The sequence below is a fragment of the Rhizobium lentis genome, from assembly GCF_014200175.1.
In the GTDB taxonomy this organism is placed as follows: domain Bacteria; phylum Pseudomonadota; class Alphaproteobacteria; order Rhizobiales; family Rhizobiaceae; genus Rhizobium; species Rhizobium mulingense.
Genome location: NZ_JACHBD010000004.1, coordinates 144023 through 169656, shown reverse-complemented (window position 1 = coordinate 169656; position 25634 = coordinate 144023). Strand labels below are relative to the sequence as shown.

At 62.0% G+C, this 25634-nt stretch carries 26 protein-coding genes; 20 read left to right on the top strand and 6 right to left on the bottom strand.

Going from position 1 to position 25634, the window contains the following annotated elements:
• The first annotated feature begins 14 nt into the window (after positions 1-14).
• From GGI60_RS11410 to GGI60_RS11365, 10 genes are all read left to right on the top strand, one after another.
• Positions 15-1412, top strand: a complete 1398-nt coding sequence (locus GGI60_RS11410; protein WP_183915769.1) for a pyruvate dehydrogenase complex E1 component subunit beta — start codon at positions 15-17, stop codon at positions 1410-1412.
• 15 nt (positions 1413-1427) lie between these two features.
• Positions 1428-2771: a pyruvate dehydrogenase complex dihydrolipoamide acetyltransferase gene (locus tag GGI60_RS11405; protein ID WP_183915767.1), complete on the top strand. Its 1344-nt coding sequence runs from the start codon at positions 1428-1430 to the stop codon at positions 2769-2771.
• Positions 2772-2790: 19 nt separating this feature from the next.
• On the top strand, positions 2791-3432 hold the full coding sequence (locus GGI60_RS11400; RefSeq protein ID WP_038688707.1) for an SGNH/GDSL hydrolase family protein: 642 nt from the start codon (positions 2791-2793) through the stop codon (positions 3430-3432).
• Between the two features lie 4 nt (positions 3433-3436).
• The gene (locus GGI60_RS11395; RefSeq protein ID WP_183915765.1) at positions 3437-4018 is read left to right on the top strand and encodes a GNAT family N-acetyltransferase; all 582 of its coding nucleotides are present in this window, start codon (positions 3437-3439) and stop codon (positions 4016-4018) included.
• An 18-nt stretch (positions 4019-4036) separates the two neighbouring features.
• On the top strand, positions 4037-5482 hold the full coding sequence (gene lpdA, locus GGI60_RS11390; RefSeq protein WP_183915763.1) for a dihydrolipoyl dehydrogenase: 1446 nt from the start codon (positions 4037-4039) through the stop codon (positions 5480-5482).
• Positions 5483-5578: 96 nt separating this feature from the next.
• Positions 5579-5833, top strand: coding sequence for a GlsB/YeaQ/YmgE family stress response membrane protein (locus tag GGI60_RS11385; RefSeq protein WP_011425215.1), 255 nt, complete (start codon positions 5579-5581; stop codon positions 5831-5833).
• A gap of 14 nt (positions 5834-5847) precedes the next feature.
• Entirely contained in the window at positions 5848-6096 is a 249-nt protein-coding gene (locus GGI60_RS11380) for a GlsB/YeaQ/YmgE family stress response membrane protein (protein WP_088683956.1), read from the top strand.
• 48 nt (positions 6097-6144) lie between these two features.
• The gene (lipA, locus tag GGI60_RS11375) at positions 6145-7116 is read left to right on the top strand and encodes a lipoyl synthase (RefSeq protein ID WP_183915761.1); all 972 of its coding nucleotides are present in this window, start codon (positions 6145-6147) and stop codon (positions 7114-7116) included.
• Positions 7117-7303: 187 nt separating this feature from the next.
• Positions 7304-7882: an AAA family ATPase gene (locus tag GGI60_RS11370; RefSeq protein WP_183915759.1), complete on the top strand. Its 579-nt coding sequence runs from the start codon at positions 7304-7306 to the stop codon at positions 7880-7882.
• Positions 7883-7891: 9 nt separating this feature from the next.
• Positions 7892-8344, top strand: a complete 453-nt coding sequence (locus GGI60_RS11365) for a type II toxin-antitoxin system RatA family toxin (RefSeq protein ID WP_097608808.1) — start codon at positions 7892-7894, stop codon at positions 8342-8344.
• A gap of 19 nt (positions 8345-8363) precedes the next feature.
• On the opposite strand, the gene GGI60_RS11360 is transcribed toward GGI60_RS11365, so the two are convergent.
• Both GGI60_RS11360 and GGI60_RS11355 read right to left on the bottom strand, forming a co-directional pair.
• A complete protein-coding gene (locus tag GGI60_RS11360; RefSeq protein WP_183915757.1) occupies positions 8364-8864 on the bottom strand; it encodes a CinA family protein in 501 nt (166 codons plus the stop codon).
• Positions 8864-10081 (bottom strand): bifunctional 2-C-methyl-D-erythritol 4-phosphate cytidylyltransferase/2-C-methyl-D-erythritol 2,4-cyclodiphosphate synthase, encoded by a 1218-nt coding sequence (locus tag GGI60_RS11355; protein ID WP_183915755.1) that lies wholly within the window; start codon positions 10079-10081, stop codon positions 8864-8866. Before GGI60_RS11355 ends, GGI60_RS11360 begins: the two co-directional genes overlap by 1 nt.
• A gap of 143 nt (positions 10082-10224) precedes the next feature.
• Between GGI60_RS11355 and dusB the strand changes: the two genes are divergently transcribed.
• The 3 genes from dusB to ntrC are packed head-to-tail and all read left to right on the top strand — an operon-like array spanning position 10225 to position 13843.
• Positions 10225-11244 carry a tRNA dihydrouridine synthase DusB gene (dusB, locus tag GGI60_RS11350; RefSeq protein WP_183915753.1) on the top strand — a complete coding sequence of 340 codons (1020 nt, stop codon included), beginning with the start codon at positions 10225-10227 and terminating at the stop codon, positions 11242-11244.
• Positions 11241-12395 carry a two-component system sensor histidine kinase NtrB gene (locus tag GGI60_RS11345; protein ID WP_183915751.1) on the top strand — a complete coding sequence of 385 codons (1155 nt, stop codon included), beginning with the start codon at positions 11241-11243 and terminating at the stop codon, positions 12393-12395. The genes dusB and GGI60_RS11345 overlap by 4 nt, the downstream gene beginning before the upstream one ends.
• A complete protein-coding gene (gene ntrC / locus GGI60_RS11340; RefSeq protein WP_183915749.1) occupies positions 12392-13843 on the top strand; it encodes a nitrogen regulation protein NR(I) in 1452 nt (483 codons plus the stop codon). The genes GGI60_RS11345 and ntrC overlap by 4 nt, the downstream gene beginning before the upstream one ends.
• A 507-nt stretch (positions 13844-14350) precedes the next feature.
• Here ntrC and GGI60_RS11335 read toward each other — a convergent pair.
• Together GGI60_RS11335 and GGI60_RS11330 are read right to left on the bottom strand one after the other, a co-directional pair.
• Positions 14351-15028: a cupin domain-containing protein gene (locus tag GGI60_RS11335; protein ID WP_183915747.1), complete on the bottom strand. Its 678-nt coding sequence runs from the start codon at positions 15026-15028 to the stop codon at positions 14351-14353.
• A 248-nt stretch (positions 15029-15276) separates the two neighbouring features.
• The gene (locus GGI60_RS11330) at positions 15277-15525 is read right to left on the bottom strand and encodes a hypothetical protein (RefSeq protein ID WP_246720366.1); all 249 of its coding nucleotides are present in this window, start codon (positions 15523-15525) and stop codon (positions 15277-15279) included.
• Between the two features lie 338 nt (positions 15526-15863).
• On the opposite strand from GGI60_RS11330, the gene GGI60_RS11325 reads away from it, so the two are divergent.
• The 7 genes from GGI60_RS11325 (at position 15864) to hflX (ending at position 23976) form a co-directional block, all read left to right on the top strand.
• On the top strand, positions 15864-16853 hold the full coding sequence (locus tag GGI60_RS11325) for a potassium channel beta subunit family protein (RefSeq protein ID WP_085859415.1): 990 nt from the start codon (positions 15864-15866) through the stop codon (positions 16851-16853).
• Between the two features lie 165 nt (positions 16854-17018).
• Positions 17019-17309 (top strand): hypothetical protein, encoded by a 291-nt coding sequence (locus tag GGI60_RS11320; RefSeq protein ID WP_183915745.1) that lies wholly within the window; start codon positions 17019-17021, stop codon positions 17307-17309.
• Between the two features lie 304 nt (positions 17310-17613).
• Positions 17614-19884 (top strand): PAS domain-containing sensor histidine kinase, encoded by a 2271-nt coding sequence (locus GGI60_RS11315; RefSeq protein WP_183915743.1) that lies wholly within the window; start codon positions 17614-17616, stop codon positions 19882-19884.
• Positions 19874-21238 carry a sigma-54-dependent transcriptional regulator gene (locus GGI60_RS11310; RefSeq protein ID WP_038688769.1) on the top strand — a complete coding sequence of 455 codons (1365 nt, stop codon included), beginning with the start codon at positions 19874-19876 and terminating at the stop codon, positions 21236-21238. The genes GGI60_RS11315 and GGI60_RS11310 overlap by 11 nt, the downstream gene beginning before the upstream one ends.
• Before the next feature lie 119 nt (positions 21239-21357).
• A complete protein-coding gene (locus GGI60_RS11305; protein WP_183915741.1) occupies positions 21358-22221 on the top strand; it encodes a D-amino-acid transaminase in 864 nt (287 codons plus the stop codon).
• Positions 22222-22330: 109 nt separating this feature from the next.
• Entirely contained in the window at positions 22331-22573 is a 243-nt protein-coding gene (hfq, locus tag GGI60_RS11300; protein ID WP_183916295.1) for an RNA chaperone Hfq, read from the top strand.
• A 77-nt stretch (positions 22574-22650) separates the two neighbouring features.
• Positions 22651-23976: a GTPase HflX gene (gene hflX, locus GGI60_RS11295; protein ID WP_183915739.1), complete on the top strand. Its 1326-nt coding sequence runs from the start codon at positions 22651-22653 to the stop codon at positions 23974-23976.
• Positions 23977-24162: 186 nt separating this feature from the next.
• Here hflX and mazG read toward each other — a convergent pair whose 3' ends face one another.
• Both mazG and GGI60_RS11285 read right to left on the bottom strand, forming a co-directional pair.
• Positions 24163-25008, bottom strand: a complete 846-nt coding sequence (mazG, locus tag GGI60_RS11290; protein ID WP_183915737.1) for a nucleoside triphosphate pyrophosphohydrolase — start codon at positions 25006-25008, stop codon at positions 24163-24165.
• Positions 25009-25028: 20 nt separating this feature from the next.
• On the bottom strand, positions 25029-25616 hold the full coding sequence (locus tag GGI60_RS11285) for a deaminase (RefSeq protein WP_183915735.1): 588 nt from the start codon (positions 25614-25616) through the stop codon (positions 25029-25031).
• Between the last annotated feature and the right edge of the window lie 18 nt (positions 25617-25634).

Here is a 25634-nt window from a genome sequence, read left to right as displayed (position 1 = left end):
CGGGGAGGGAACCCATGCCTATCGATATCCTCATGCCCGCCCTTTCTCCGACGATGGAAGAAGGCACGCTGTCCAAATGGCTGAAGCAGGAAGGTGACAAGGTCACCTCTGGCGACATCATTGCCGAAATCGAGACCGACAAGGCGACGATGGAGGTCGAAGCCGTCGACGAGGGCGTCATCGGCAAGCTGCTCGTCGATGCCGGCACCGAAGGCGTCAAGGTCAACACCAAGATCGCCGTGCTGCTGCAGGATGGCGAATCGGCCGACGCGATTTCCACCGCTCCTGCTGCTGCGCAGCCGGCTCCGGTCGCTGCTCCGCAGGTTGCCCAGGAAGAAAAGCCGACCAATAGCGGTTCTGCATCCGCACCGCTTCCGGCCGAGCCCAAGGCTGCCGTTCCGAATGACCCGGAAATCCCTGCCGGCACCGAAATGGTATCGATGACGGTGCGCGAAGCGCTTCGAGACGCCATGGCCGAAGAAATGCGCGCCAGTGACGACGTCTTCGTCATGGGCGAGGAAGTCGCCGAATATCAGGGCGCCTACAAGGTCACCCAAGGCTTGCTGCAGGAATTCGGCCCCCGCCGCGTCATCGATACGCCGATCACCGAACACGGCTTTGCCGGCGTCGGCGTCGGCGCCGCCATGGCCGGCCTTCGCCCGATCGTCGAATTCATGACTTTCAACTTCGCCATGCAGGCGATCGACCACATCATCAACTCGGCCGCCAAAACGCTTTATATGTCCGGCGGCCAGATGGGCGCTCCGATCGTCTTCCGCGGCCCGAACGGTGCGGCCGCCCGCGTCGGCGCCCAGCACAGCCAGGATTATGCGGCCTGGTACAGCGCCATCCCCGGCCTGAAGGTCGTCATGCCCTACACCGCATCCGACGCCAAGGGCCTGCTGAAGGCTTCGATCCGCGACCCGAACCCGGTCATCTTTCTCGAAAATGAAATTCTCTACGGCCAGCACTTCGACGTGCCGAAGCTCGATAATTTCGTTCTGCCGATCGGCAAGGCCCGCATCCATCGTTCGGGCAAGGACGCCACGGTCGTCTCCTTCGGCATCGGCATGACCTATGCGACGAAGGCGGTTGCCGAACTCGAAAAGATCGGCATCGACGTCGAGCTGATCGACCTTCGCACCATCCGCCCGATGGACCTTCCGACGGTCATCGAATCGGTCAAGAAGACCGGCCGTCTGGTCACCGTCGAGGAAGGCTATCCGCAGTCCTCCGTCGGCACTGAAATCGCCACCCGCGTCATGCAGCAGGCCTTCGACTATCTCGATGCGCCGATCCTGACGATTGCGGGCAAGGACGTGCCGATGCCTTACGCCGCCAATCTCGAAAAGCTGGCGCTTCCGAACGTCGGCGAAGTCGTCGATGCGGTAAAGGCTGTTTGCTACAAATAAGGGGAGGGTATCTCGATGCCGATCAATATCACGATGCCCGCCCTCTCTCCGACCATGGAAGAAGGCAATCTTTCCAAGTGGCTGGTCAAGGAAGGCGACAAGGTCAAGTCAGGCGATGTGATCGCCGAGATCGAGACCGACAAGGCGACGATGGAAGTCGAAGCTGTCGATGAAGGCACGGTCGCCAAGCTCGTCGTTGCCGCCGGCACCGAAGGGGTCAAGGTCAACGCGCTGATCGCCGTTCTCGCGGCCGATGGCGAGGATGTCGGTGCTGCTGCAAGCGGCGCGGGTTCGCCCGCTCCCGCCAAGGCCGAAGCCGCTCCGGCGCCGAAGGCCGAGGCTGCCCCGGCGAAGGCTGAGCCCGCTCCGCCTGCTGCGCCCGCCGCCGCACCCGCGGCAGTTCCGGCCGGCAGCAACCGCACCTTCTCTTCGCCGCTCGCTCGCAGGCTTGCCAGGGAAGCCGGCATCGATCTTTCGGCGGTCGCAGGCTCCGGCCCGCATGGCCGCGTCGTCAAGAGCGACATCGAAGCCGCCGTTGCCGGCGGTGGCGCCAAACCTGCCGCCGCACCGGCTGCTGCTGCTCCGCAGGCTGCTGCGCCGGCCGCAGCAGCGCCGAAGGGCGCCTCCGATGACGCCGTGCTCAAGCTCTTCGAGCCGGGCTCCTACGAGCTCGTGCCGCATGACGGCATGCGCAAGACGATCGCTCGGCGCCTGGTCGAATCCAAGCAGACGATCCCGCATTTCTACGTCAGCGTCGACTGTGAGCTCGACGCACTGATGGCGCTGCGCGCCCAGCTGAACGATGCGGCTCCCCGCAAGGACAACGCTCCGGCCTATAAGCTCTCGGTCAACGACATGGTCATCAAGGCCATGGCGCTGGCGTTGCGCGATGTTCCCGACGCCAACGTGTCGTGGACCGACAGCAACATGGTCAAGCACAAGCACGCCGATGTCGGCGTCGCCGTCTCGATCCCCGGCGGCCTGATCACGCCGATCATCCGCAAGGCCGAGCAGAAGACGCTGTCTGTCATCTCCAACGAGATGCGCGATCTCGGCAAGCGGGCCAAGGACCGCAAGCTGAAACCCGAGGAATATCAGGGCGGCACCAGCTCGGTCTCCAACATGGGCATGATGGGCGTCAAGAGCTTCGCCGCCGTCGTCAACCCGCCGCATGCGACGATCCTCGCGGTCGGCGCCGGCGAGCAGCGGGTCGTCGTCAAGAACGGCGAAATGGCGATCGCCACGGTCATGAGTGTCACGCTGTCGACCGACCATCGCTGCGTCGACGGCGCGCTCGGCGCCGAGCTGCTCCAGGCCTTCAAGGGCTACATCGAAAACCCGATGGGCATGCTTGTCTAAGCGCTAAGCGGAGGCGGAAATGACCAAGACCGTTCTTTGTTATGGCGACTCGCTGACCTGGGGTTATGACGCCGAGACGATCGGCCGTCATGAGTACAAGAATCGCTGGCCGAGCGTGCTTCAGGCAGCGCTGGGCAGCGAGGCGCGTATCATTGCCGAAGGCCTGAACGGTCGCACCACCGCCTTCGACGATCACCTCGCCGATTGCGACCGCAACGGCGCGCGCGTCCTGCCGACCATCCTGCAGACGCATGCGCCGCTCGACCTCGTCATCCTCCTGCTCGGCACCAACGACATGAAGCCGGTTGTGGCCGGTTCGGCCTTTGCCGCCTGCCAGGGCATCAGCCGCCTCGTGCGGCTGATCCGCAATCACGCCTGGCCCTTCGAATTCGACGGGCCGGAGATCCTGATCGTGGCGCCGCCGGCAATCTGCGCGACGGGCAATGTGCCCTTCGCCGCATCCTTTCCCGGCGGCATCGAAGAATCGGCCAAGCTCGCGACGCTCTATCGTGACCTTGCCGACGAACTTGGCTGCGGCTTTTTCGACGGCAACTCCGTCGCCAAGACCACGCCGATCGACGGCATTCATCTCGATGCGGAGAACACCCGTGCCCTCGGTCGCGGCCTGGAATCGATCGTGCGGATGATGCTGGGGATCTGAGCATATGACCGCCTTCATCGCCCTGCGGCAGGCCTCACGGCGCGATGCCTCGGAGCTGGCGATCCTGGCAGATATCGCATCGCATGGCTTTGCTTCCTGGCTCTGGTTTGCCGACGTTGCGAATGGTGTGAGCGACACACCCTTGGAGCGAGGGCGGCTGAAGATGAGCGAGGAGGAGGCCGTCGGCGGTTGGCGGGATGCCGTTATCGCCGAGGCTTATGGTGAAGTTGCTGGCGTGGCGATTGGCCATGTGCTGGATGAAGCCATAGAGGATGTCGAGGCGACGATCGCGGCGACCGAGCCGATGCTCGCCTTGCAGAAGACGGTGGTGGGAAGCTGGTTCATCGGCAGTCTCTGCGTCTATCGCCATCTGCGCGGAATCGGGATCGGGCGAAGGTTGCTAGAGGATCAGATCGACAGGGCCGATCGCCGGCCTGTCAGTCTCATTACCGCAAGTGATAACGAGGCGGCTCTGTCGCTTTATGGAAGAAACGGATTCTCGGAGGCTGCGCGCGCTGATGCCGTGCCGCCCTTCGAAAACAGCAAGAGACACGCGTGGGTGCTCATGACCCGCAGCGCAGCGTAAACAAAGGGCAGGACACATATGGCGGAATCCTACGACGTTATCATCATCGGCTCCGGTCCCGGCGGCTATGTCGCCGCCATCCGCGCGGCCCAGCTCGGCCTGAAGACGGCGATCGTCGAGCGCGAGCATATGGGTGGCATCTGCCTGAACTGGGGCTGCATCCCGACCAAGGCGCTGCTGCGCTCGGCCGAAGTGCTGGATCACGCCAACCACTTCAAGGACTTCGGTCTCGTTCTCGAAGGTACCGTCAAGCCGGACGCCAAGGCCGTCGTCGGCCGCTCGCGCGCCGTTTCCGCCCGTCTCAACGCCGGCGTCGGCTTCCTGATGAAGAAGAACAAGATCGACATCATCTGGGGCGAGGCCAAGCTGACGAAGCCCGGCGAAATCGTCGTCGGCAAGTCGTCGAAGCCGGTCGTCGAGCCGCAGCATCCGCTGCCGAAAAACGTCAAGGGCGAGGGCACCTATACCGCCAAGCATATCATCATCGCGACCGGCGCCCGCCCGCGCGCGCTGCCGGGTATCGAGCCGGACGGCAAGCTGATCTGGACCTATTTCGAGGCGCTGAAGCCCGACGCGCTGCCGAAGTCGCTGATCGTCATGGGCTCGGGCGCGATCGGCATTGAATTCGCCAGCTTCTACCGCTCGATGGGCGTCGATGTGACGGTTGTTGAAGTCATGCCGACCATCATGCCGGTCGAAGATGCCGAAATCACCGCCATCGCCCGCAAGCAGCTGGAAAAGCGCGGCCTTAAGATCTTCACCAGCGCCAAGGTCACGAAGGTCGAGAAAGGTGCGGGCAGCATCACCGCCCATGTCGAGACGTCAGATGGCAAGGTCCAGCAGATCACCGCCGATCGGATGATCTCCGCCGTCGGCGTTCAGGGCAATATCGAAAATCTTGGCCTGGAAGCGCTCGGCATCAAGACCGACCGCGGCTGCGTCGTCGCCGACGGTTACGGCAAGACCAATGTCGCCGGCATCTATGCGATCGGCGACGTCGCCGGCCCGCCGATGCTGGCGCACAAGGCCGAGCATGAAGGTGTGGTCTGCGTCGAGAAGATCGCCGGCCTGCCGAATGTGCATCCAACCGACAAGGGCAAGGTTCCCGGCTGCACCTATTGCAACCCGCAGGTCGCTTCCGTCGGTCTCACCGAAGCCAAGGCCAAGGAGCTGGGCCGCGACATCCGCGTCGGCCGCTTCTCCTTCGCGGCAAACGGCAAAGCGATCGCACTCGGCGAAGATCAGGGCATGGTCAAGGTGATCTTCGACAAGAAGACCGGCGAACTGCTCGGCGCCCATATGGTCGGCGCTGAAGTCACCGAGCTCATCCAGGGCTTCGTCGTCGCGATGAACCTCGAGACGACGGAAGAAGAGCTGATGCACACGATCTTCCCGCATCCGACCGTCTCCGAAACGATGAAGGAAGCGGTGCTGGATGCCTATGGCCGCGTGCTGAACGCTTGATAATTTCCAGGGCCGCCCTCTATCCCGAGGCGACGAAGCTGTCCTCCCGTGATGGCTTAAGCCGCTCCGGGGTAGTAAAAACGAAAGGAAATCCTCATGTCTATGGAGACGCAGGCGTTGCTGGTGTTTTTGCTGATCGGGCTTGTGGCGGGCTTCCTCGCAAGTCTGGTCGTCGGTGGCGGCGGCCTGATCAGATGTCTTCTCAGCGGCATCATCGGCGCCTTCGTCGGCGGCTATCTGTTCAGCGCGCTGGGCATTTCGCTGGGCATTGAAAACGCGCTGGTCGTGCAGATCATCCACGCCACCGTCGGCGCGATCATCGTGGTGCTGGTTGCCAGGGCAGTCGCTTAGGGGGAAGGGCAGGCATGGAGGGCGTGGGCTGGATTTCGGCAATCATCATCGGTGGACTTGCGGGCTGGCTCGCCGGCAAGCTGATGGATGCACGATACGGGATTTTCCTGAACATCGTGCTCGGCATCGTCGGCTCGGTCGTCGCCACCGCCATCCTCGCCCAGTTCCACGTCCAACTTGCCGGTGGACGCCTCGGTTACTTCGTCACGGGTTTCCTTGGCGCCTGCCTGCTGATATTCCTTGCGCGGCTGGTGCGGCGCTAGATCGAAGAGATGATGCCGCTTTAAGCGCGGCGGAAAGCTGAAACTGCAATGGTGACCATTCTCGATACGATCAATCCCGACGCCAAGCGCGTGCGCCATCCCGAGAAGGCGCATCGGCCGGATACGGAAGTCATGCGCAAGCCGGACTGGATCCGCGTCAAGGCGCCGACCTCCAAGGGCTATGCCGAGACACGGGCGATCGTGAAGGAGCACAAGCTCGTCACCGTCTGCGAGGAGGCCGGCTGCCCGAATATCGGCGAGTGCTGGGACAAGAAGCACGCCACCTTCATGATCATGGGCGAGATCTGCACCCGCGCCTGCGCCTTCTGCAACGTCGCCACCGGCAAGCCGAATGCGCTCGATATGGCCGAGCCAGAGAATGTCGCCAAAGCCGTCCGGGAAATGGGCCTTAGCCACGTCGTCATCACCTCGGTCGACCGCGACGATCTGGAGGACGGCGGCGCCGAACACTTCGAAAAGGTGATCTGGGCGATCCGTGCAGCTTCACCGGCAACGACGATCGAGATCCTGACGCCCGACTTCCTGAAGAAGCCGGGTGCGCTGGAGCGCGTCGTCGCTGCCAAGCCCGACGTTTTCAATCACAACATGGAAACGGTTGCCGGCAATTATCTGACGGTTCGCCCTGGCGCCCGCTATTTCCATTCCATCCGCCTGCTGCAGCGGGTGAAGGAGCTCGATCCCACCATGTTCACCAAGTCGGGCATCATGGTCGGCCTCGGCGAGGAGCGTAACGAAGTGCTGCAGCTGATGGACGACCTGCGCACCGCCGATGTCGACTTCCTGACGATCGGCCAATACCTGCAGCCGACCCGCAAGCACCACAAGGTCGAAAGCTTCGTCACGCCCGAAGAGTTCAAGTCCTACGAGACGGTCGCCTACAGCAAAGGCTTCCTGATGGTCGCCTCCAGCCCGCTGACCCGCTCGTCACACCATGCCGGAGATGATTTTGCGCGGCTGAAGGCGGCGCGGGAAAAGAAGCTGTTGGTGGCGGCTGAGTAAGGTTTGGGGTCCTGCCAACCTCTCTTTCGTCATGCTCGGGCTTGTCCCGAGCATCTGCAACCGATCGATAGGGCAGCAGATCCTCCGCACAAGGCGCACAAGGCCGAGGATGATGCCGAGTAGGGGGCGCGGCTAGGCAACAAACTGACCGCGGTGATTATTGCCATGGTTTTTCTTTGGGCAGCCAATGAACGTCACTTCCGGTTTGAAATTGGCGCTGGCCGCGGCCGACCGTATCCTGGTGATCGGTTGCCCCGGCAGCGGCAAGAGCACGCTCGCAAAGCGGCTTTCGCAAGTGCTCGACCTCGATTACATCTCCATGGATCGCGACTTCTATTGGCTTCCCGGCTGGAGAAAGAGGCCGCGTGACGAGATCGATCGTCTTATCACCGACGCCGTAGCGGGAAAGCGCTGGATCATGGATGGAACCGGCCTCAATTCCTTCCATCTTCGCCTGCCGCGCGCCCAGGCGGTCATTTGGCTTCGCCCGCCAAGATACGCCTGCCTGTACGGTGCCATCTCAAGAGCATTGCGTCATTTCGGGCGTAACCGCCCCGAACTGCCTGCCGGCTGCCCTGAAAACCTCTCGCTTGACGCGCTTTTCTATATCTGGAACTTCGAGCGTGATGCCGTCCCCTTAATCGAGGCCGCACTTCGGGATCATGCCGCCGGCATCGCCGAGCGCGGCTCTGAAATGCCGATTCTCCAATTAAAATCCCGTCGCCAGATGCGCCAGCTTCTTGATCTTCTCGGCCGGCCCGCTTAATTGCCGCCTATGCCGCACTTCGAAACGCACCGTTCCGTCCCGCATACGCCCGACCAGATGTTCGATCTCGTTGCCGATGTCGAACACTATCCCGAGTTTCTGCCGCTTTGCGAGGCGCTGTCGGTCAGAAGCCGCAAGGAGCGTGACGGCAAGATCCTGCTCGTGGCCGATATGACCGTCGGCTACAAGGCGATCCGCGAGACCTTCACGACCCAGGTGCTCTTGAACCGGGCCGAGCGCGTCATCGAGGTCAAATATATCGACGGCCCGTTCAAATATCTCGACAATCGCTGGCATTTCGCCGAGACGCCGGCTGGCGGCTGCACCATCAATTTCTTCATCGATTACGAATTCAAAAGCCGCATTCTCGGCGCGTTGATGGGCTCGATGTTCGACCGCGCCTTCCGCATGTTCACCGAAGCCTTCGAAACGCGCGCAAGCAAGATCTACGCTCCAGCCTGACGGCCGGTTGGAGGCATTCTCAAACCGTGAGCAGCAAACGCACCATCTCCAGCGCCGTCCTGACCGTTGCCAGCCGAACTTCACTGCGGCCGATGTCGCCATAGAGCATTTTGCGGTGGATGAGCGCACCGGTGCGCGATTTGGCGGCAAGATGCACGAGGCCGACCGGTTTTTCGGCCGAACCGCCGCCGGGGCCGGCAATGCCGGTGACGGCCACGGCGATGTCGGCGCGCGAGCGGAAGAGCGCGCCGTGCGCCATCTGCCGGGCGGTCTCCTCGGAGACTGCGCCGAACCGCAGGAGCGTTTGCGCCTGCACCCCGAGCAGCTCGGTCTTGGCGGTATTCGTATAGGTAACGAAGCCGCGATCGACGACGGCGGATGAGCCGGATATCTCCGTCAGCGCGCCTGAGATCAGCCCGCCGGTGCAGGATTCCGCGGTCGAAACCATCAGCCCTGCCGCGGTGAAGTCACGGATGATCGCCTCTGCCGCCGAAAGGATATCCGGAGGAAAAAGGCCCATCATTTCCTCCCGCGATAGACGACGGTCGCCGTGGCGATCGCCGCGATGCCTTCGCGCCTGCCGACGAAGCCGATCGTCTCGTTGGTCGTCGCCTTGACCGAGCAGCGCTCGAGATCGATGCCGAGATATTCCGACAGATTCGCCCGCATGGCCTCCCGATGGGGGCCGACCTTCGGCGCCTCGGCGATCAGCGAGACATCGGCATTCATGATCGTGCCGCCGCGTTCGCGCACGATCCGCGCGGCATGCTCGATGAAGATCCGCGAAGCCGCTCCCTTCCATTGCGGGTCGGATGGCGGGAAATGATCGCCGATATCACCGGCGCCGCAGGTGGCGAGCAGCGCGTCGGTCAGCGCATGCAGCGCGACATCGGCATCCGAATGGCCTTTCAGCTTCTGGTCGTGCGGAATGAACACGCCGCACAGCGTGACGCCGTCGCCTGCTTCGAGCTGGTGCACGTCATAGCCATTGCCGGTGCGCACGTCGGGAAGCAGCGACGCCGACAGCCGGTCGTCGGCGAGTGCGATATCGCTCTTGACCGTCAGCTTGACATTGTCGGCCGTGCCTTCGACGATCGTCACCGGAATGCCCAGCCATTCGGCGATCGAAGCATCGTCGGTGAAATCGCTGCGCCCGCTCGCCGCCGCCTTCTCATGCGCATCGAGAATCGTTTCGAAGGCGAAGGATTGTGGCGTCTGCGCCGCGTAGAGCTGCTCGCGTGAAACCGTCGTCAGCACCGTGCCGGCGCCGTCGGCGCGTTTCAGCGTATCTGTCACCGGCATGGCCGGCAGCACCGCCGCCGCGCCGGTGCCAAGGCTTTCGGCAATGCGGTCGAGAAGCGCGTGGTCGAAGAAGGGCCGCACCGCATCGTGAATCAGCACGTGGCTGACGTGCTTGTCCTTGAGGTACCGGAGGCCGGCCAGCACCGATTGCTGCCGGGTCGGGCCGCCATGCACTGTTTCGATCGGCGTTGCCGAAATGATATGGCGGAAGGCCTTGGCAAACAGCGCCTCGTCATCGGGATGAATGACGACGACGATCGCAGTCGCCGGCTCCCATGTCATGAAGTTTTCAAGCGTATGGACGATAACCGGCTTGCCGCCGATCGGGCGATACTGCTTGGGGCCTTCCTTGGGGGATCCGGCACGCTCGCCGCGGCCGGCGGCAACGATGACAATTCCAGCCGATATCGGTTGCTTGGACGGCATTTGCAGCATAAATCCCCTAAAATATGCGGAATTGACCGGAGTGCTCTAACCTCTTGCTTGGGTCTTTTCCAGCATCTGCCCAAAAAATATCGAATCCGATCCAAGCCCTCTTGGCAAAGCCATGGATCTATGGCTAAAAATAATGCAGTTACATGGTGTGCCTGAAAGATAATCATTTGATTTCCAAGGACCTCGCAGCGCCTTTCCGAATCGGATCCGTATCCGTGCGGAACCGCGTTGTGCTGGCGCCGATGTCCGGCGTCACGGACATGCCCTTCCGCGAGCTGGCGTGGCGTTTTGGCGCTGGCCTCGTCGTCACCGAAATGGTGGCGAGCCGCGAGTTGGTCAACGACACGGCCGAATCCTGGTCGCGGCTCAAGGCCGCAGGTTTCCGGCCGCACATGGTGCAGCTTGCCGGCCGGGAGGCGCACTGGATGGCGGAGGCGGCGAAGATCGCCGCCGATCATGGCGCCGATATCATCGACATCAATATGGGTTGTCCGGCCAAGAAGGTGATCGGCGGTTATTCCGGCTCGGCGCTGATGCGCGATCCCGATCACGCGCTCGGCCTGATCGAGGCGACGGTCGAGGCCGTCGACATTCCGGTGACGCTCAAAATGCGCCTCGGCTGGGACGAGAATTCCATCAACGCGCCCGACATTGCGCGCCGCGCCGAAGCTGCCGGTATTCAGCTCGTCACTATTCATGGGCGCACCCGCATGCAGTTTTACGAAGGCCGCGCCGATTGGGATGCGATCTGTGCCGTCCGCGACGTCATCTCCATCCCGCTGATCGCCAATGGCGACGTCGAAACCGCCGCCGATGCGCAGGAAATATTGCGCCGCTCCGGCGCCGATGCCGTCATGATCGGCAGGGGCTGCCAGGGCAGGCCGTGGCATGCCGGCGTGCTTGCCGGTGCGGCTGAGCCGCGAAGTGAAGACATTGCCGATATCGCCGTCGAACATTACCGGATGATGCTCGATTTCTACGGCGAGGCGGTGGCGGTCCGCCATGCCCGCAAGCATCTCGGCTGGTATCTCGAGCGTTTTGCCCCCGCACTTGCCGGCGGCGAGAAGGCTGCGATCATGACCTCGCGCGATCCGAGCGAAGTGGCCGCGCGCCTTTACGAGGCGCTTGACGCAGCTCTTGTCGACAGCCGGGAGGCGGCATGACGAAGGATACCATATCTCCGCCCGACCAGGCCGGCGGAACCGTCGCCATGGCCGTGCTGAACGCCATCCAGAACCCGGTCGTCATGGTCGACGAATCCGGCTTCGTCGCCTTTGCCAATTGGGAGGCGGAGGCCTTTTTTGGCGCCAGCGCCTCGCATCTGGCGCGATACCGGATCTCGACCTTCATTCCCTTCGGCAGTCCGCTGCTTGCCCTGATCGATCAGGTGCGCGAGCGCAAGGCACCGGTCAACGAATATCGCGTCGATCTGAGTTCGCCCCGCCTCGGTCAGGACAAGCTCGTCGACCTCTATGTCGCGCCTGTGCTGAGCGAGCCCGGCGCCGTCGTCATCGTCTTCCAGGAGCGCTCGATGGCCGACAAAATCGACCGGCAGCTGACGCATCGCGCCGCTGCCCGCTCGGTCACCGGTCTCGCTTCGATGCTGGCGCATGAGATCAAGAACCCGCTCTCCGGCATCCGCGGCGCCGCGCAACTGCTCGAACAGTCCGCGATCGACGACGACCGGGCGTTGACCCGGCTGATCTGCGACGAAACCGACCGTATCGTCTCGCTGGTCGATCGCATGGAAGTCTTTTCCGACGAACGTCCGGTCGACCGCATGCCGGTCAATATCCATTCCGTGCTCGATCACGTTAAGGCCGTCGCCAAGGCGGGTTTTGCTCGCAACATCCGCGTCACCGAGAGTTATGACCCATCGCTGCCTGCCGTCTATGCCAATCGCGACCAGCTCGTCCAGGTCTTCCTCAATCTGGTGAAGAACGCCGCCGAAGCAGTCGGTGACCGGCCGGACGGCGAGATAATGCTGACGACGGCCTATCGCCCGGGCATCCGTCTTTCCGTCGCTGGCACCCGTGAAAAGATCTCGCTGCCCTTGGAATTCTGCGTTCACGACAACGGCCCCGGCGTTCCCGCCGATCTGCTGCCGCATCTCTTCGATCCCTTCATCACCACCAAGACGAACGGCAGCGGTCTCGGCCTGGCGCTGGTCGCCAAGATCATCGGTGATCACGGCGGCATCATCGAATGCGACAGCCAGAACAGCCGCACGACTTTCCGCGTTCTCATGCCGGCGTCGAAGGACGTTTCGCTCGAGGATGCTTCTTCCGTAAGCTCGACAGGACATTCTCGATGACAGCCACGATCCTCGTTGCAGATGATGATGCGGCGATCCGCACCGTGCTCAACCAGGCTTTGAGCCGCGCCGGCTATGATGTACGCATCACTTCCAACGCCGCTACCCTCTGGCGCTGGATTTCGGCGGGCGAGGGCGATCTTGTCGTCACCGACGTGGTGATGCCTGACGAAAACGCCTTCGACCTGCTGCCGCGCATCAAGAAGGCGCGTCCCGATCTACCCGTTCTCGTCATGAGCGCGCAGAACACCTTCATGACCGCCATCAAGGCTTCCGAGAAGGGCGCCTACGACTATCTGCCGAAGCCTTTTGACCTGACCGAGCTGATCGGCATCATCGGCCGCGCGCTCGCCGAGCCGAAGCGCAAGCCTGCCAAGCTCGAAGAGGATATGCAGGACGGCATGCCGCTTGTCGGCCGGTCGGCGGCGATGCAGGAAATCTACCGCGTGCTCGCCCGCCTGATGCAGACGGACCTGACGCTGATGATCACCGGCGAATCCGGCACCGGCAAGGAGCTTGTCGCCCGTGCGCTGCATGATTACGGCAAGCGCCGCAATGGCCCGTTCGTCGCGATTAACATGGCGGCCATCCCGCGCGACCTGATTGAATCCGAGCTCTTCGGCCATGAGAAGGGCGCCTTCACCGGCGCGCAGACACGCTCGACCGGCCGTTTCGAGCAGGCCGAAGGCGGCACGCTCTTCCTCGACGAAATCGGCGACATGCCGATGGACGCCCAGACGCGGCTGCTGCGCGTGTTGCAGCAAGGCGAATACACCACCGTCGGCGGCCGCACGCCGATCCGCACCGACGTGCGCATCGTCGCCGCCACCAACAAGGATCTGAAACAGGCGATCAATCAGGGCCTCTTCCGCGAGGACCTCTACTACCGGCTGAATGTCGTGCCGCTGCGCCTGCCGCCGTTGCGCGACCGCGCCGAGGACATTCCCGATCTCGTGCGCCATTTCATCCAGCAGGCCGAAAAGGAAGGTCTCGGCTCCAAGCGCTTCGATCAGGAGGCGCTGGAACTGATGAAGGCCTATGCCTGGCCGGGCAATGTGCGCGAACTGGAAAATCTCATCCGCCGTCTGATGGCGCTCTATCCGCAGGATGTCATCACCCGCGAGATCATCGATGCCGAGCTGCGCTCCGACGTTCCCGACAGCCCGATCGACAAGGGGCCGATCCGCAGCGGCTCGATGACGATCTCGCAAGCGGTCGAGGAGAACATGCGCACCTATTTCGCCAGCTTCGGCGAAAACCTGCCGCCGCCCGGTCTCTATGATCGTGTGCTGACCGAAATGGAATATCCGCTGATCCTGGCCGCGCTCACGGCAACGCGCGGCAACCAGATCAAGGCGGCCGATCTTCTCGGCCTCAACCGCAACACCTTGCGCAAGAAGATCAGGGAACTCGGCGTCTCTGTTTATAGAAGCTCCCGCACCGCCTGAAAAAAGGCGGTGAGCCCCTCGCTGGCCCACCGCCTCCTCCTCCCAGTATCCGCCGCCACGGTCGGGAACAAGATTAAATCTATCCCGGCCCCGTCACGGTTTGTATCTGCGCCGGCAAACAAAAGCGCAGTGTCATTTGATGGTCACATAGTATTTGCGAGCTATTGATCGCCGCCGGGCAAATGTCATTGAAGTTGCTACGGTCGCAGCCACCGTGCCTGTGGATAAGCTGTGGATAACAGGTGGATGGCATGGCTGGTCAGTGGACGTTAAGGTTTTCGATTTCGCCCGAATGTTGCTCATCCGTTCCGCGTGTCGCCATCGCCGTTGCGCCCCGAATGAGGTTCGGGGCGGTGAGGGCAGTTCCATCAGATCAGCGTGTGAACGACTGCTGACACCACCCATGTGGCAGCGGCAATGGCGCCGACAAGGAAGCCAGATTCAGTCGCGTTCGTCTCGCTGCCCGCCATAACAGTCAGTCAAAGACGCCGAGCACTAGGTGACCGGCTACGATGGCAGTTTCAGAACATCGGCGTGCTGCAACGGTGCGTCTTTGATCCAGGCATAGGCACCCTGTGGTCCGGCGCTTGCCATCAGATTTTCGCCTTCGGGCAACCGCATCCAGCTCTGGGATCGAAGTCGCTCCGTTCCAACGGACAGCTCGCCTTCGAGAACCAGCAGCTCCAATCCACGATGATTCGAAAGTTTGGTCGAGGCGCTGCTACCCCACCTTTGAAGATAGACCTGCTCATGACCGTCATCGAACAGGATCGTCGCGCTGACGGCATCGTTTTGAAGTCCAGGCTCTCCTTCACCCGGTCTGCGCAGGATTTGCGCCTCGTCGCCCTCGCGAAACTGCCAGAGTTTGACGAAGATGGTGCAGCCGTCAGCGGATGCGGGCGCATGCGACGTACCCGGCGGATTGCGGAAGTATGATCCGGCCGGGAAACGACCATGTTCATCCTCGAATATCCCATCGAGCACCAATATTTCCTCACCGCCCGTGTGGGTATGAGAGGGAAATACGCTGTCTGCGGCATAGCGGACTATCGAGGTCGCCCGAGCCACTTCCTCGCCGACGCGATAAAGCATCCGGCGATCGACGCCGCGAGCCGGACTGGCAACCCAATCCAGTTTCGCGGCGTGCACGATCGTCGGCTTGGTGAAATCATCATTCAGACGCATCGTTTTTCTCCATCGTCAGCACCAACCGAAACTTGACGCGGCCGGACTTCATCTTTTCGAAAGGACGACAAGCCGGCCTTGAGCCGCGGTACCCGGCGTGAGTGCCGAAACCACCTGGAGGTCTCCGATCAACGGCCTTCGCGCTACCAAGGCGCTGCGGACATTCTACCGCGTTTTCCCTGACCGTATCGATATAATCATGGGCCGCGAATGAATCTGGCGTCGTCAGCAATGTCGTCGCCACAATGTCAATCACCTTGAAACCAATTGGGACCGAGACCGCCTATGCCGACAGTGACCACGACGTCGCCGGCGTCCGCGCCGCACTTCTTCAGCGCGTTGAAGGTCGCCAGACCCGCACACAAGATCGGCGGGGCTTCCCCTTTCGTGAGTTCGTCGGGGATCGCGACAAGCCCGGTATTGCGGGCCATCATCATCTCGGCATAGCCGCAGTCACCGGAGAAGTAGATCCACGGTATTGCCGAGTCGGATGGCATCCATCGGCCTGCTTTCGACCCGCTAGGTTCTGAGCAGTCAATCCTTGACGGCTTGAATAAACTCACAGCTCAAGCGCGGGAAGACTTCAAGGTCGAGGGTACACCGACGGTCTTCGGCAACGGCAAGAAATTCACCGGCGTACAATCGGTCGAGGAAATGAGGAGGCATCAAAACCACATTGAGCCTCTTTCTCGGGGCTGGTTTAAGCGGCTTGTTGCGCCGAGGCTCGCATATTGTTGTTAACGCCATAGATTAAGCCGATCGGTCGTTGACCGATCGTGTGATGTCGAGGCCGGTTACCGGCCGACACTTATTCATAAATTACGGGAGCTGCATGATGGAATTTCGTCGTTTGGGAAAGTCGGGCTTGCAGGTGAGCGAGTTCTCCTTTGGCTCATGGGTCACTTTCGGCAAGCAGGTGAACGGCGGCGACGCCGTTGACCTCATGCGGCTTGCCTACGATAACGGGGTGAACTTCTTCGACAATGCCGAAGGCTATGAAAGCGGCAAGTCTGAGATCGTCATGGGCGAGGCGCTCAGGTCGCTCGGTTGGAGCCGCGACAGCTTCGTCGTCTCCAGCAAGGTCTTCTGGGGAGGCCAGAAGCCGACGCAGCGCGGCCTGTCGCGCAAGCATGTGACCGACGCCTGCCATGCCGCGCTGAAGCGGCTTCAAGTCGACTATCTCGACCTCTATTTCTGCCATCGCCCTGACATCGACACACCGATCGAGGAAACGGTCCGGGCGATGCACGATCTCGTCGCCCAGGGCAAGGTGCTCTATTGGGGGACATCGGAATGGTCGGCGCAGCAATTGACGGAAGCCTACGCCGTGGCCCGGGACCTGCGCATCACGCCGCCGACGATGGAGCAGCCGCAGTACAACATCTTCGAGCGCCAGAAGGTCGAATCCGATTATCTCCCGCTCTACGACCTCATCGGCCTCGGCACCACCATCTGGTCGCCGCTCGCCTCGGGCGTTCTGACCGGCAAATACAATAACGGCGTCCCGGCCGACAGCCGCATGAACCTGCCGGGCTACGAATGGCTGAAGGAGAGGTGGTCGAGCGACGCCGGCCGCGCCCAGCTCCAAAAGGTCGGTCAGCTCGCAAAACTCGCCGACGAGATCGGCCTGTCGATCACCCATCTCGCCCTTCTGTGGTGCCTCGCCAATCCCAACGTCTCCACCGTCATTCTCGGCGCCTCACGCGCCAGCCAGCTGCAGGACAACCTTGCGGCCCTTTCGCACCGGCACAAGATGACACCTGAGGTGATGGAGCGGATCGACGTGATTGCCGGAAATAAGCCGGAAGGCCCGCGTCGCTTCTAGCTGAACAAATATCCCTGGAGGGGCCATACCAAGGCTCGTCGAGGCACGCCGAGGCGCGCTCGGCTTGACGAGCCCGGTCGTGCGCAGCGATCCGCAGTGGTGGTTGCGTCCAGGTTGGGTTGTCTGCAATAGATTTTCTCCGATAGTTGCGGCGGGAGGGGCGAAATGCATTTTCTTGGAGTTTTCGCGATCGGAGGTCTTCTGGCGGCTGCGATCTTTCACGTGTGCATGCTCCTCGTGTTCGAGCGCCTTGCCAGCAAGATCAATAAATACGGTCCCAATCTGGTGACGAAAGTCGGCCAAGGACTCCCCAGGATCGATCCCCGAAGCCCGCTGATTCCGTTGCGTTTGAAGAATCAATTCCAGCTTTATCGACAAGCTTGGATGCTTGTCATAGCAATACTCATGATGCCCCTTGTATTTTATATGATCGCGAAAGCTTACAACGGCTTTTGAGTGACCTGCAAAAATTGGCGACGGAGAGCTTCATCTAAACAGAGTGCCGCGATTGCCGATGCCATGCGCCAGCGAATTCCAACATGCGTGCGCAACACTCCATTGTGGTGCGCGAGGGGTGGGCGCGGCTTGACAACGTGACAAGGCGCGTTGCATTTTCGCCACAATGCGTTGCTTAAAGGTCACGCAAGGGTTTTGGACATTTCGCTCCCGATCGAGTCGTTCCGGCGCTGGCTTTCTCAAGCCGGCGTTGTCTGGTTTCGATTGAAGGGCAGGGCGGCAGGGCCGTCTGAAGAGAGGCCGAATGACGCAGGATGGGGTAGCGCCGGCGGCGGCGGGCGAGGCGGTGACGACGGTGACCGATCGCCGCGCCCTTTTTGCCGTGCCCGGCCTCGTGCTCGCAGGCGGCGCGCTTCTCTGCGCCACGATCACGCTTTTCATACTTCTCGGCCTGACGCCGATCGCGCCGACCTCGCACGTCGTCATCACCTCGGTCATCGTCAACTCCTTCTTCGTGCTGACGCTGCTGGCGCTGATCGGCCGCGAGGTGGCAAGGCTGCTCAAAGCCCGCACCAGGGGCAGAGCGGCCGCGCGGCTGCACATCCGCATCGTCGTGCTCTTCTCCATCGTTGCGATCACGCCGGCGATCCTTGTGGCCATCTTTGCCAGCATCACGCTGAATGCCGGCCTCGACCGCTGGTTTGCCCTGCGCACCCAGTCGATCGTCAGCTCGTCGCGCAATATCGGCCAGGCCTATATGATGGAGAACGCCAGCTACCTGCAGGGGCAGACGGTTTCCATGGCCAACGACCTGGAGCGCAACCGCGCCCTCTACAGTCTGGACCGGACGGGGTTCGCCGAGTTGATGACGCGCCAGGCGAGAGGGCGCGGCCTGCTCGGCGCCTTCCTTGTCGAAAGCGACGGTTCAGTGGTCGTCCAAGCCGATATCACCACGGAAAAACCGTTGCCGGCCATTCCACAGGACGCGCTGCAAAAGGCCGCGGCCGGCCAGCCGACGCTGATCCCGCCCGGTGTCACCAACCTCGTCGGCGCCATCATCAAGCTCGATGCCATCCAAGGCACCTTCCTCTACACGGTGCGCGCCGTCGATCCCAAGGTCATGGGCGCCATGCGCATGATGGAGGAGAACGCCACCGAATACCGCTCGATGGAGGCCAACCGTTTCTCGCTGCAGATCGCCTTTGCAGTGCTTTACATCGGCTTTGCGCTGATCGTGCTCTTGGCAGCGATCTGGACGGCGATCGCCGTTGCCGACCGGATCGTCCGGCCGATCCGGCTGCTGATCACCGCAGCCGACAGCGTCGCCTCGGGCAATATGGATATCGTCGTGCCCGTGCATGCCGTTGACGGCGACGTCGCCAATCTGTCGCGCACCTTCAACAAGATGATCTCGGAAATCCGCACCCAACGCGACGAGATCCTTGAGGCCAAGGACGAGGTGGATGACCGGCGGCGCTTCATCGAGGCGGTGCTATCAGGTGTCACCGCCGCCGTCATCGGCGTCGAGCAGGACCGACGCATCGCCATCGTCAACAGTTCGGCCGAGACGCTGATGTCATTGTCGGCCGACGCGATGCTCGGCAAGCAGCTGGCAGACATTGCGCCGGAGGTCGATCAGGTGCTGACCGAGGCGGCGGTGCGCCATCGCGGCGATTTCCGCAAGCAGATCGCGCTGGTGCGCGGCGGCACGGTCAGGACGCTGAGCGTCCAGGTCACTCGTGAGGAAGTACGTGACATGAGCGAATCCTACGTGATTACGCTCGACGACATCACCGACCTCGTCATCGCTCAGCGCTCGACCGCCTGGGGCGATGTAGCACGGCGCATCGCCCATGAGATCAAGAACCCGCTGACGCCGATCCAGCTTTCGGCCGAGCGCATCCAACGCCGCTACGGAAAGCAGATCGACCAGGACGACCGCACGGTGTTCGACCAGTGCACCGATACGATCATCCGCCAGGTCGGCGATATCGGCCGCATGGTCGACGAATTCTCCGCCTTCGCCCGCATGCCGAAGCCGACCAAGGAGCCGAGCGACCTGCGCGATATCCTGCGCGACGCGATCTTCTTGCGCGAGATGGGCAACCAGCATGTCGCCTTCCAGCAGGATTTCGGGGACCAGCCGCTGGAGGGCCTGTTCGACAGCCGCATGCTCGGCCAGGCCTTCGGAAATCTCATCAAGAATGCCGTAGAGGCGATCGAGGCGGTTCCGAGCGACGAACGTGACGAGCGCAAGATACTCGTCCGCGCCGCTCTCGATGCCGCCCGCGACCGCTTCACCGTCGACGTGATCGACAACGGCCGCGGCCTTCCGGTCGAGAACCGTCACAGCATTCTGGAGCCCTATATGACGATGCGCGACAAGGGCACCGGCCTTGGCCTCGCCATCGTCAAGAAGATCATCGAGGAACATGGCGGGCAGCTTGAGTTGCACGATGCGCCCGCCGATTTTGACCGGGGAAGAGGGGCCATGATCCGCGTGCATCTGCCACGCCTGGATCCGACGCCTGCCGCTCCCGCAGCCAATGATAAGGAAAGCGTTTATGGCCTCTGATATTCTCGTCGTCGATGACGAGCATGATATTCGCGAGATCGTTTCCGGCATTCTCTCGGACGAGGGACACGAGACCCGCACGGCCCATGACAGCGACAGCGCGCTGGCGGCGATCTCCGACCGCGTGCCGCGGCTGATCTTCCTCGATATCTGGATGCAGGGCAGCAAGCTCGACGGCCTGTCGCTGCTCGACGAGATCAAGACCCGCCATCCCGATCTGCCGGTGGTGATGATCTCGGGCCATGGCAACATCGAGACCGCCGTCTCGGCGATCAAGCGCGGCGCCTTCGATTTCATCGAGAAGCCGTTCAAGGCCGACCGGCTGATCCTGATTGCCGAACGGGCGCTGGAAAATTCCAAACTCAAGCGCGAGGTTTCCGAGCTGAAGCGCCGCACCGGCGATGCCCTGGAGCTGATCGGCACCTCGGTCGCCGTTTCGCAGTTGCGCCAGACGATCGAGAAAGTCTCGCCGACCAACAGCCGCATCATGATTCTTGGGGCCTCCGGCTCCGGCAAGGAGCTGGTGGCGCGGATGATCCACAAGAAGTCGGCCCGAGCCAACGGCCCCTTCGTGGCGATCAACGCTGCCAACATCACGCCCGATCGTATGGAAGTGGCGCTGTTCGGAACCGAGGGCACGCCCGGCCAGGCCCGCAAGATCGGCGCGCTCGAGGAAGCCCATCGCGGCATCCTCTATCTCGACGAGGTCGGCGAGATGCCGCGCGAGACGCAGAACAAGATCCTGCGCGTGCTGGTCGACCAGCAGTTCGAACGCGTCGGCGGTTCCAAGCGCGTCAAGGTCGATGTCCGCATCATTTCCTCCACCGCCTATAATCTCGAGAGCCGCATCGCCGAAGGCTGGTTCCGCGAGGATCTCTATCATCGCCTCGCCGTCGTCCCGGTGCGTGTGCCGGCGTTGGCTGAGCGGCGCGAGGACATTCCCTTCCTCGTCGACCAGCTGATGCGGCAGATTTCCGAACAGGCCGGCATTCGTCCGCGCCGCATCGGCGACGACGCCATGGCCGTGCTGCAGGCGCATGACTGGCCGGGCAATATCCGCCAACTGCGCAATAATATCGAGCGGCTGATGATCCTTGCCCGCACCGACGGGCCGGACGCGCCGATCACCGCCGACATGTTGCCGACCGATCTCGGCGACATGCTGCCCAAGGTTTCGGCCAAGAACGACTATCACATCATGACGCTGCCGCTGCGCGAAGCCCGCGAGATGTTCGAGAAGGATTATCTGATCGCCCAGATCAATCGCTTCGGCGGCAATATTTCGCGCACCGCCGAATTCGTTGGCATGGAGCGCTCGGCACTGCACCGCAAGCTGAAGTCGCTCGGCGTCTAAAGCATGATGCCGAAAAGTGTGAGCGGTTTTCGGACAACATTATGCTCCACTTTTTGATCTAACAGGCGCGGCCGCCGCCGCGCCACCCCCTATATCGCCCCCGGAAGATCAGGTTTCCCATGCCGAGAATTGCCTATGTGAACGGCCGTTACGTCAAGTATTCCGATGCCACCGTGCATATCGAGGATCGAGGCTACCAGTTCGCCGACGGCGTCTATGAGGTTTGCGAGGTCCGACACGGCTATATCGTCGACCTCACGCGTCATCTGAACCGTCTCGACCGGTCGCTCGGTGAGCTCCGCATCGCCTGGCCGATGGGCCGGGCGGCGCTGACGCAGGTCATTCGCGAGACCTTGCGCCGCAACCATGTCCGCAACGGGCTTTTCTACCTGCAGGTGACGCGCGGTGTCGCCCGCCGCGATCATGTCTTCCCGGCCGAGGGCACGCCGCCGTCGCTTGTCATCACCGCCAAGAGCACCGACCCGAAGATCATAGCCGCCAAGAACGCTAACGGCATCAAGGCGATCACCGTTGCCGACAACCGCTGGGACCGTGTCGACATCAAGTCCGTCGGCCTGCTGCCGAACGCCATGGCCCGCCAGCAGGCCAAGGAAGTCGGCGCCCAGGAGGCGATCTATGTCGACGCCGACGGCATGGTGAAGGAAGGGGCGGCGACCAATGTCTGGATCGTTGACCGGGACGGAACGCTGGTGACGCGGCCCGCCGAACACGGCATTCTGCGCGGCATTACCCGTACCACCTTGATGGATGTCGCAACGAAATTGAGCCTGAAGGTCGCCGAGCGGAATTTCTCCGTTTCAGAGATGCTCGCGGCCCGCGAGGTTTTCCTGACGGCAGCCACAAGTATCTGTTTTCCGGTGGTTTCCGTCGATGGCCAGGCCATTGCCAACGGTCATCCCGGCAGCGTCTCGCAGAAAGTCCGCGAAGCCTTTTTCGACGTTGCGGAAAAGATTGCGATTTGATACCAAGATTTGCTGGACCGGTGGAATGAGGGTGCTTCCGGTCTTGCATGGTGAGGTGATTGATATTCTACCGGCCAATCAGGTCGGCAATAAAGAAAGAAGCGGCGCGATGGCGGAACGTTCTCAGAATTTGCAGGACTTATTTCTCAATACTGTTCGCAAGCAAAAGATTTCCCTGACAATCTTTTTGATCAACGGCGTGAAACTCACGGGCGTTGTTACCTCTGTCGACAATTTCTGTGTTCTTCTTCGTCGTGACGGCCACTCGCAGCTGGTGTATAAGCATGCGATCTCGACGATCATGCCGGGTCAGCCGATGCAGATGTTCGAGAGTGAAGAAGCCGCGTCCTAACAGGATCAGCCGTTATTTCGACACGCGATACCAAGAACGATTCGATCATCCCTGAGGCAGCGAAGCACAGGGATGACATGCGCGCGACCGTCGTCGTGCCGGTTTTGAAATCACGCAGCCGCGGCGGCCAGACCGAATCGGCCTCCACCCGCACGCCGGAAAGCCGACTGGAAGAGGCGACGGGCCTTGCCCAGGCGATCGACCTCGATGTCGTCAACGGCCAGGTCGTGCCGGTCAATGATCCGCGACCGGCGACACTGCTCGGCACCGGCAAGATTGAGGAGATCAAGGCGCTACTCGACGAGCGCGATTCCGGTCTGGTCATCGTCGATCATCCGCTGACGCCGGTGCAGCAGCGCAATCTCGAAAAGGAATGGAACGCCAAGGTCATCGACCGCACCGGCCTCATCCTCGAAATCTTCGGCCGCCGCGCCTCCACCAAGGAGGGCACGCTGCAGGTCGATCTGGCGCATCTGAATTATCAGAAGGGCCGGCTGGTTCGCAGCTGGACCCACCTTGAACGCCAGCGCGGTGGCGGCGGCTTCATGGGCGGCCCCGGCGAAACCCAGATCGAAGCCGACCGGCGGCTGCTGCAGGACCGCATCATCAAGCTCGAACGTGAGCTGGAGCAGGTCGTGCGCACCCGCCAGCTGCATAGGGCCAAGCGACGCAAGGTGCCGCACCCGATCGTGGCGCTCGTCGGTTATACCAATGCCGGCAAGTCGACGCTGTTCAACCGCATCACCGGCGCCGGCGTGCTGGCCGAAGACATGCTCTTTGCCACGCTCGACCCGACGCTTCGCCGCATGAAGCTGCCGCATGGCCGCACCGTCATCCTGTCCGACACTGTCGGCTTCATCTCCGACCTGCCGACCCATCTCGTCGCCGCCTTCCGGGCGACGCTGGAAGAGGTGCTCGAAGCCGATCTCATCCTGCATGTCCGCGATATGTCGGATGACGACAACCAAGTGCAGAGCTCCGATGTGATGCGCATCCTCGGCGATCTCGGAATCGATGAGGCTGAAGCGGAGAAGCGGCTGATCGAGGTCTGGAACAAGATCGACCGGCTGGAGCCCGAGGTGCATGACGCCATGGTGCAGAAGGCTGCCGGCGCCAGCAACGTCGTCGCCGTCTCCGCCGTCAGCGGCGAGGGCGTCGACACGCTGATGGACGAGATCAGCCGCAGGCTCTCCGGCGTCATGACCGAAACGACGATCCGCCTTCCGGTCGACAAGCTGGCGCTGCTGCCCTGGCTCTACGACCACGCAATCGTCGATGCCCGCGAGGACAACGAGGACGGCTCGATCACCCTCGACCTGCGCCTGTCCGAAACCGAAGCCGCCGAACTCGAACGCCGCATCGGCAATGGGCCGAAGCCGCCGCGCGAGGATTGGGAGCGGTGACGCATTCCCTTCTCCCCAGCGGGGAGAAGGTGGCCCGAAGGGTCGGATGAGGGGGGCCACACGGTACGCCCTTCATGCTGCCCTTCGCTTGCGCTTCGTGCATTCGCTCCTGCCGTCGCTCACCCCCTCATCTGCCTGCCGGCATCTTCTCCCCGCTGGGAGAAGGGAGATGTGGCAACGTTGTGCTCACTCAACCTCAGCCACGAGCGCTCTTTCAATCGCCTTCGCCGACTGCCAGATCTCCTCCATCCGCTCCAGGCTGGCCGCTTCCAGCGTCTCACCTTCCGCTTCAAGAACATTCTCGATATGATTGAATCGGCGCCGGAATTTCGTGTTCGTTCCGCGCAGCGCCTGTTCCGGATCGGCCTTCACATGCCGGCCGATATTGACGACGGCGAAGATCAAGTCGCCGAGCTCGTCGCTGACCTTTGCTCGGTCGCCGTCGCGCAGCGCCACCCGCAATTCGCCGATCTCCTCCTCGATCTTGTCGAGGATTGGCTCCGGCGCCGACCAGTCGAAGCCGACTTTGGCGGCGCGTTCTTGCAGCTTCAGCGCTTCTGTCAGTGCCGGAAAGCTGCGCTGCACCGAGCCGAGGAAGCCGCCCTTGAAATCCTCGGTAATCCCGCGCCTTGCCCGGCGCTCGGCGCGCTCCCGTTTTTCCGCCTGCTTGATCTCGTCCCACTGGATTTTCACAGCATCGGGTGTATCCGCTTCCGAGCGGGCAAAGACATGCGGATGGCGGCGGATCATCTTTGTGGTGATGGCGTTGACCACGTCGCCGAAGGAGAACTCGCCGGCTTCTTCGGCCATGCGGGCATGGAAGACCACCTGCAGCAGCAGGTCGCCGAGCTCGTCGCAGAGATCGTCCATATCGCCGCGCTCGATTGCGTCCGAAACCTCATAGGCCTCTTCGATCGTATAGGACTTGATCGTCTGAAAATTCTGTTCGATGTCCCAGGGGCAGCCAGTCTCGGGATGGCGCAATGCCGCCATGATTTCGATCAGTCGCGAAATGTCTTTTGAAGGTTCCATGGTGCCTCGGTTCAGCATCCTCAGTTGAGGGGAATATCGTTGGCGCTCTTTGACGACTGGTAGCTGGCCGACAATGCGTCGTAGCGCGCTTTGATCCGGGCGGTCTGCGCCTTGAGCGCCGTCTTCAGCGAAGGCTCTTCGGTCTCGACGAGATCGGCGACCGCAAAGCTGTTCCAGAAGGTGTTCTGCCTGCGATAGCCGCCGGGTTCAAGCCCGAAGACTTCCTTGAGGATCTTCAGGTCGTGCGGAATGGCGAAGGCATCGCGAGAATCCTCATGGCTGAAGAAATAGTAGAAATTGTCGAAGCCCGCCCAGGTGATCGCCGACATGCACATGGTGCAAGGTTCGTGAGTCGACAGGAAGATCAAATCCTTGGTCGCCGGCTTGTCGCCAAGTTCGTAGAAGCGCTTCAGCGTATGCACCTCGCCGTGCCAGAGCGGGTTCTCCAACTCGTTGTTGGTCTCGGCGACGACGAGCGACAGATCGGATTTGCGCAGGATCGCCGCGCCGAACACCTTGTTGCCAAGCGAAACGCCTCGTTCGGTGAGCGGCAGGATATCGTCCTCGATCACCGAAAGCAGGCGGGCGGCGATGGTCGTGTCAGGCATTGGCGTCTCCGGTTTTTT

Excerpts from the sequence above, each read along its gene's own strand:
- GGI60_RS11325 (WP_085859415.1), top strand. The coding sequence starts at position 15,864 with ATGGAATTTCGTCGTTTGGGAAAGTCGGGCTTGCAGGTGAGCGAGTTC.
- GGI60_RS11360 (WP_183915757.1), bottom strand. The coding sequence starts at position 8,864 with ATGGGCCTTTTTCCTCCGGATATCCTTTCGGCGGCAGAGGCGATCATC.
- GGI60_RS11365 (WP_097608808.1), top strand. The coding sequence starts at position 7,892 with ATGCCGCACTTCGAAACGCACCGTTCCGTCCCGCATACGCCCGACCAG.
- GGI60_RS11335 (WP_183915747.1), bottom strand. The coding sequence starts at position 15,028 with ATGCGTCTGAATGATGATTTCACCAAGCCGACGATCGTGCACGCCGCG.
- GGI60_RS11370 (WP_183915759.1), top strand. The coding sequence starts at position 7,304 with ATGAACGTCACTTCCGGTTTGAAATTGGCGCTGGCCGCGGCCGACCGT.
- mazG (WP_183915737.1), bottom strand. The coding sequence starts at position 25,008 with ATGGAACCTTCAAAAGACATTTCGCGACTGATCGAAATCATGGCGGCA.
- GGI60_RS11355 (WP_183915755.1), bottom strand. The coding sequence starts at position 10,081 with ATGCTGCAAATGCCGTCCAAGCAACCGATATCGGCTGGAATTGTCATC.
- dusB (WP_183915753.1), top strand. The coding sequence starts at position 10,225 with ATGGTGTGCCTGAAAGATAATCATTTGATTTCCAAGGACCTCGCAGCG.
- GGI60_RS11380 (WP_088683956.1), top strand. The coding sequence starts at position 5,848 with ATGGAGGGCGTGGGCTGGATTTCGGCAATCATCATCGGTGGACTTGCG.
- GGI60_RS11315 (WP_183915743.1), top strand. The coding sequence starts at position 17,614 with ATGACGCAGGATGGGGTAGCGCCGGCGGCGGCGGGCGAGGCGGTGACG.
- GGI60_RS11305 (WP_183915741.1), top strand. The coding sequence starts at position 21,358 with ATGCCGAGAATTGCCTATGTGAACGGCCGTTACGTCAAGTATTCCGAT.
- hflX (WP_183915739.1), top strand. The coding sequence starts at position 22,651 with ATGCGCGCGACCGTCGTCGTGCCGGTTTTGAAATCACGCAGCCGCGGC.
- ntrC (WP_183915749.1), top strand. The coding sequence starts at position 12,392 with ATGACAGCCACGATCCTCGTTGCAGATGATGATGCGGCGATCCGCACC.
- GGI60_RS11330 (WP_246720366.1), bottom strand. The coding sequence starts at position 15,525 with ATGCCATCCGACTCGGCAATACCGTGGATCTACTTCTCCGGTGACTGC.
- GGI60_RS11285 (WP_183915735.1), bottom strand. The coding sequence starts at position 25,616 with ATGCCTGACACGACCATCGCCGCCCGCCTGCTTTCGGTGATCGAGGAC.
- GGI60_RS11310 (WP_038688769.1), top strand. The coding sequence starts at position 19,874 with ATGGCCTCTGATATTCTCGTCGTCGATGACGAGCATGATATTCGCGAG.
- GGI60_RS11345 (WP_183915751.1), top strand. The coding sequence starts at position 11,241 with ATGACGAAGGATACCATATCTCCGCCCGACCAGGCCGGCGGAACCGTC.
- GGI60_RS11395 (WP_183915765.1), top strand. The coding sequence starts at position 3,437 with ATGACCGCCTTCATCGCCCTGCGGCAGGCCTCACGGCGCGATGCCTCG.
- GGI60_RS11400 (WP_038688707.1), top strand. The coding sequence starts at position 2,791 with ATGACCAAGACCGTTCTTTGTTATGGCGACTCGCTGACCTGGGGTTAT.
- hfq (WP_183916295.1), top strand. The coding sequence starts at position 22,331 with ATGGCGGAACGTTCTCAGAATTTGCAGGACTTATTTCTCAATACTGTT.
- lpdA (WP_183915763.1), top strand. The coding sequence starts at position 4,037 with ATGGCGGAATCCTACGACGTTATCATCATCGGCTCCGGTCCCGGCGGC.
- GGI60_RS11410 (WP_183915769.1), top strand. The coding sequence starts at position 15 with ATGCCTATCGATATCCTCATGCCCGCCCTTTCTCCGACGATGGAAGAA.
- GGI60_RS11405 (WP_183915767.1), top strand. The coding sequence starts at position 1,428 with ATGCCGATCAATATCACGATGCCCGCCCTCTCTCCGACCATGGAAGAA.
- GGI60_RS11385 (WP_011425215.1), top strand. The coding sequence starts at position 5,579 with ATGTCTATGGAGACGCAGGCGTTGCTGGTGTTTTTGCTGATCGGGCTT.
- lipA (WP_183915761.1), top strand. The coding sequence starts at position 6,145 with ATGGTGACCATTCTCGATACGATCAATCCCGACGCCAAGCGCGTGCGC.
- GGI60_RS11320 (WP_183915745.1), top strand. The coding sequence starts at position 17,019 with ATGCATTTTCTTGGAGTTTTCGCGATCGGAGGTCTTCTGGCGGCTGCG.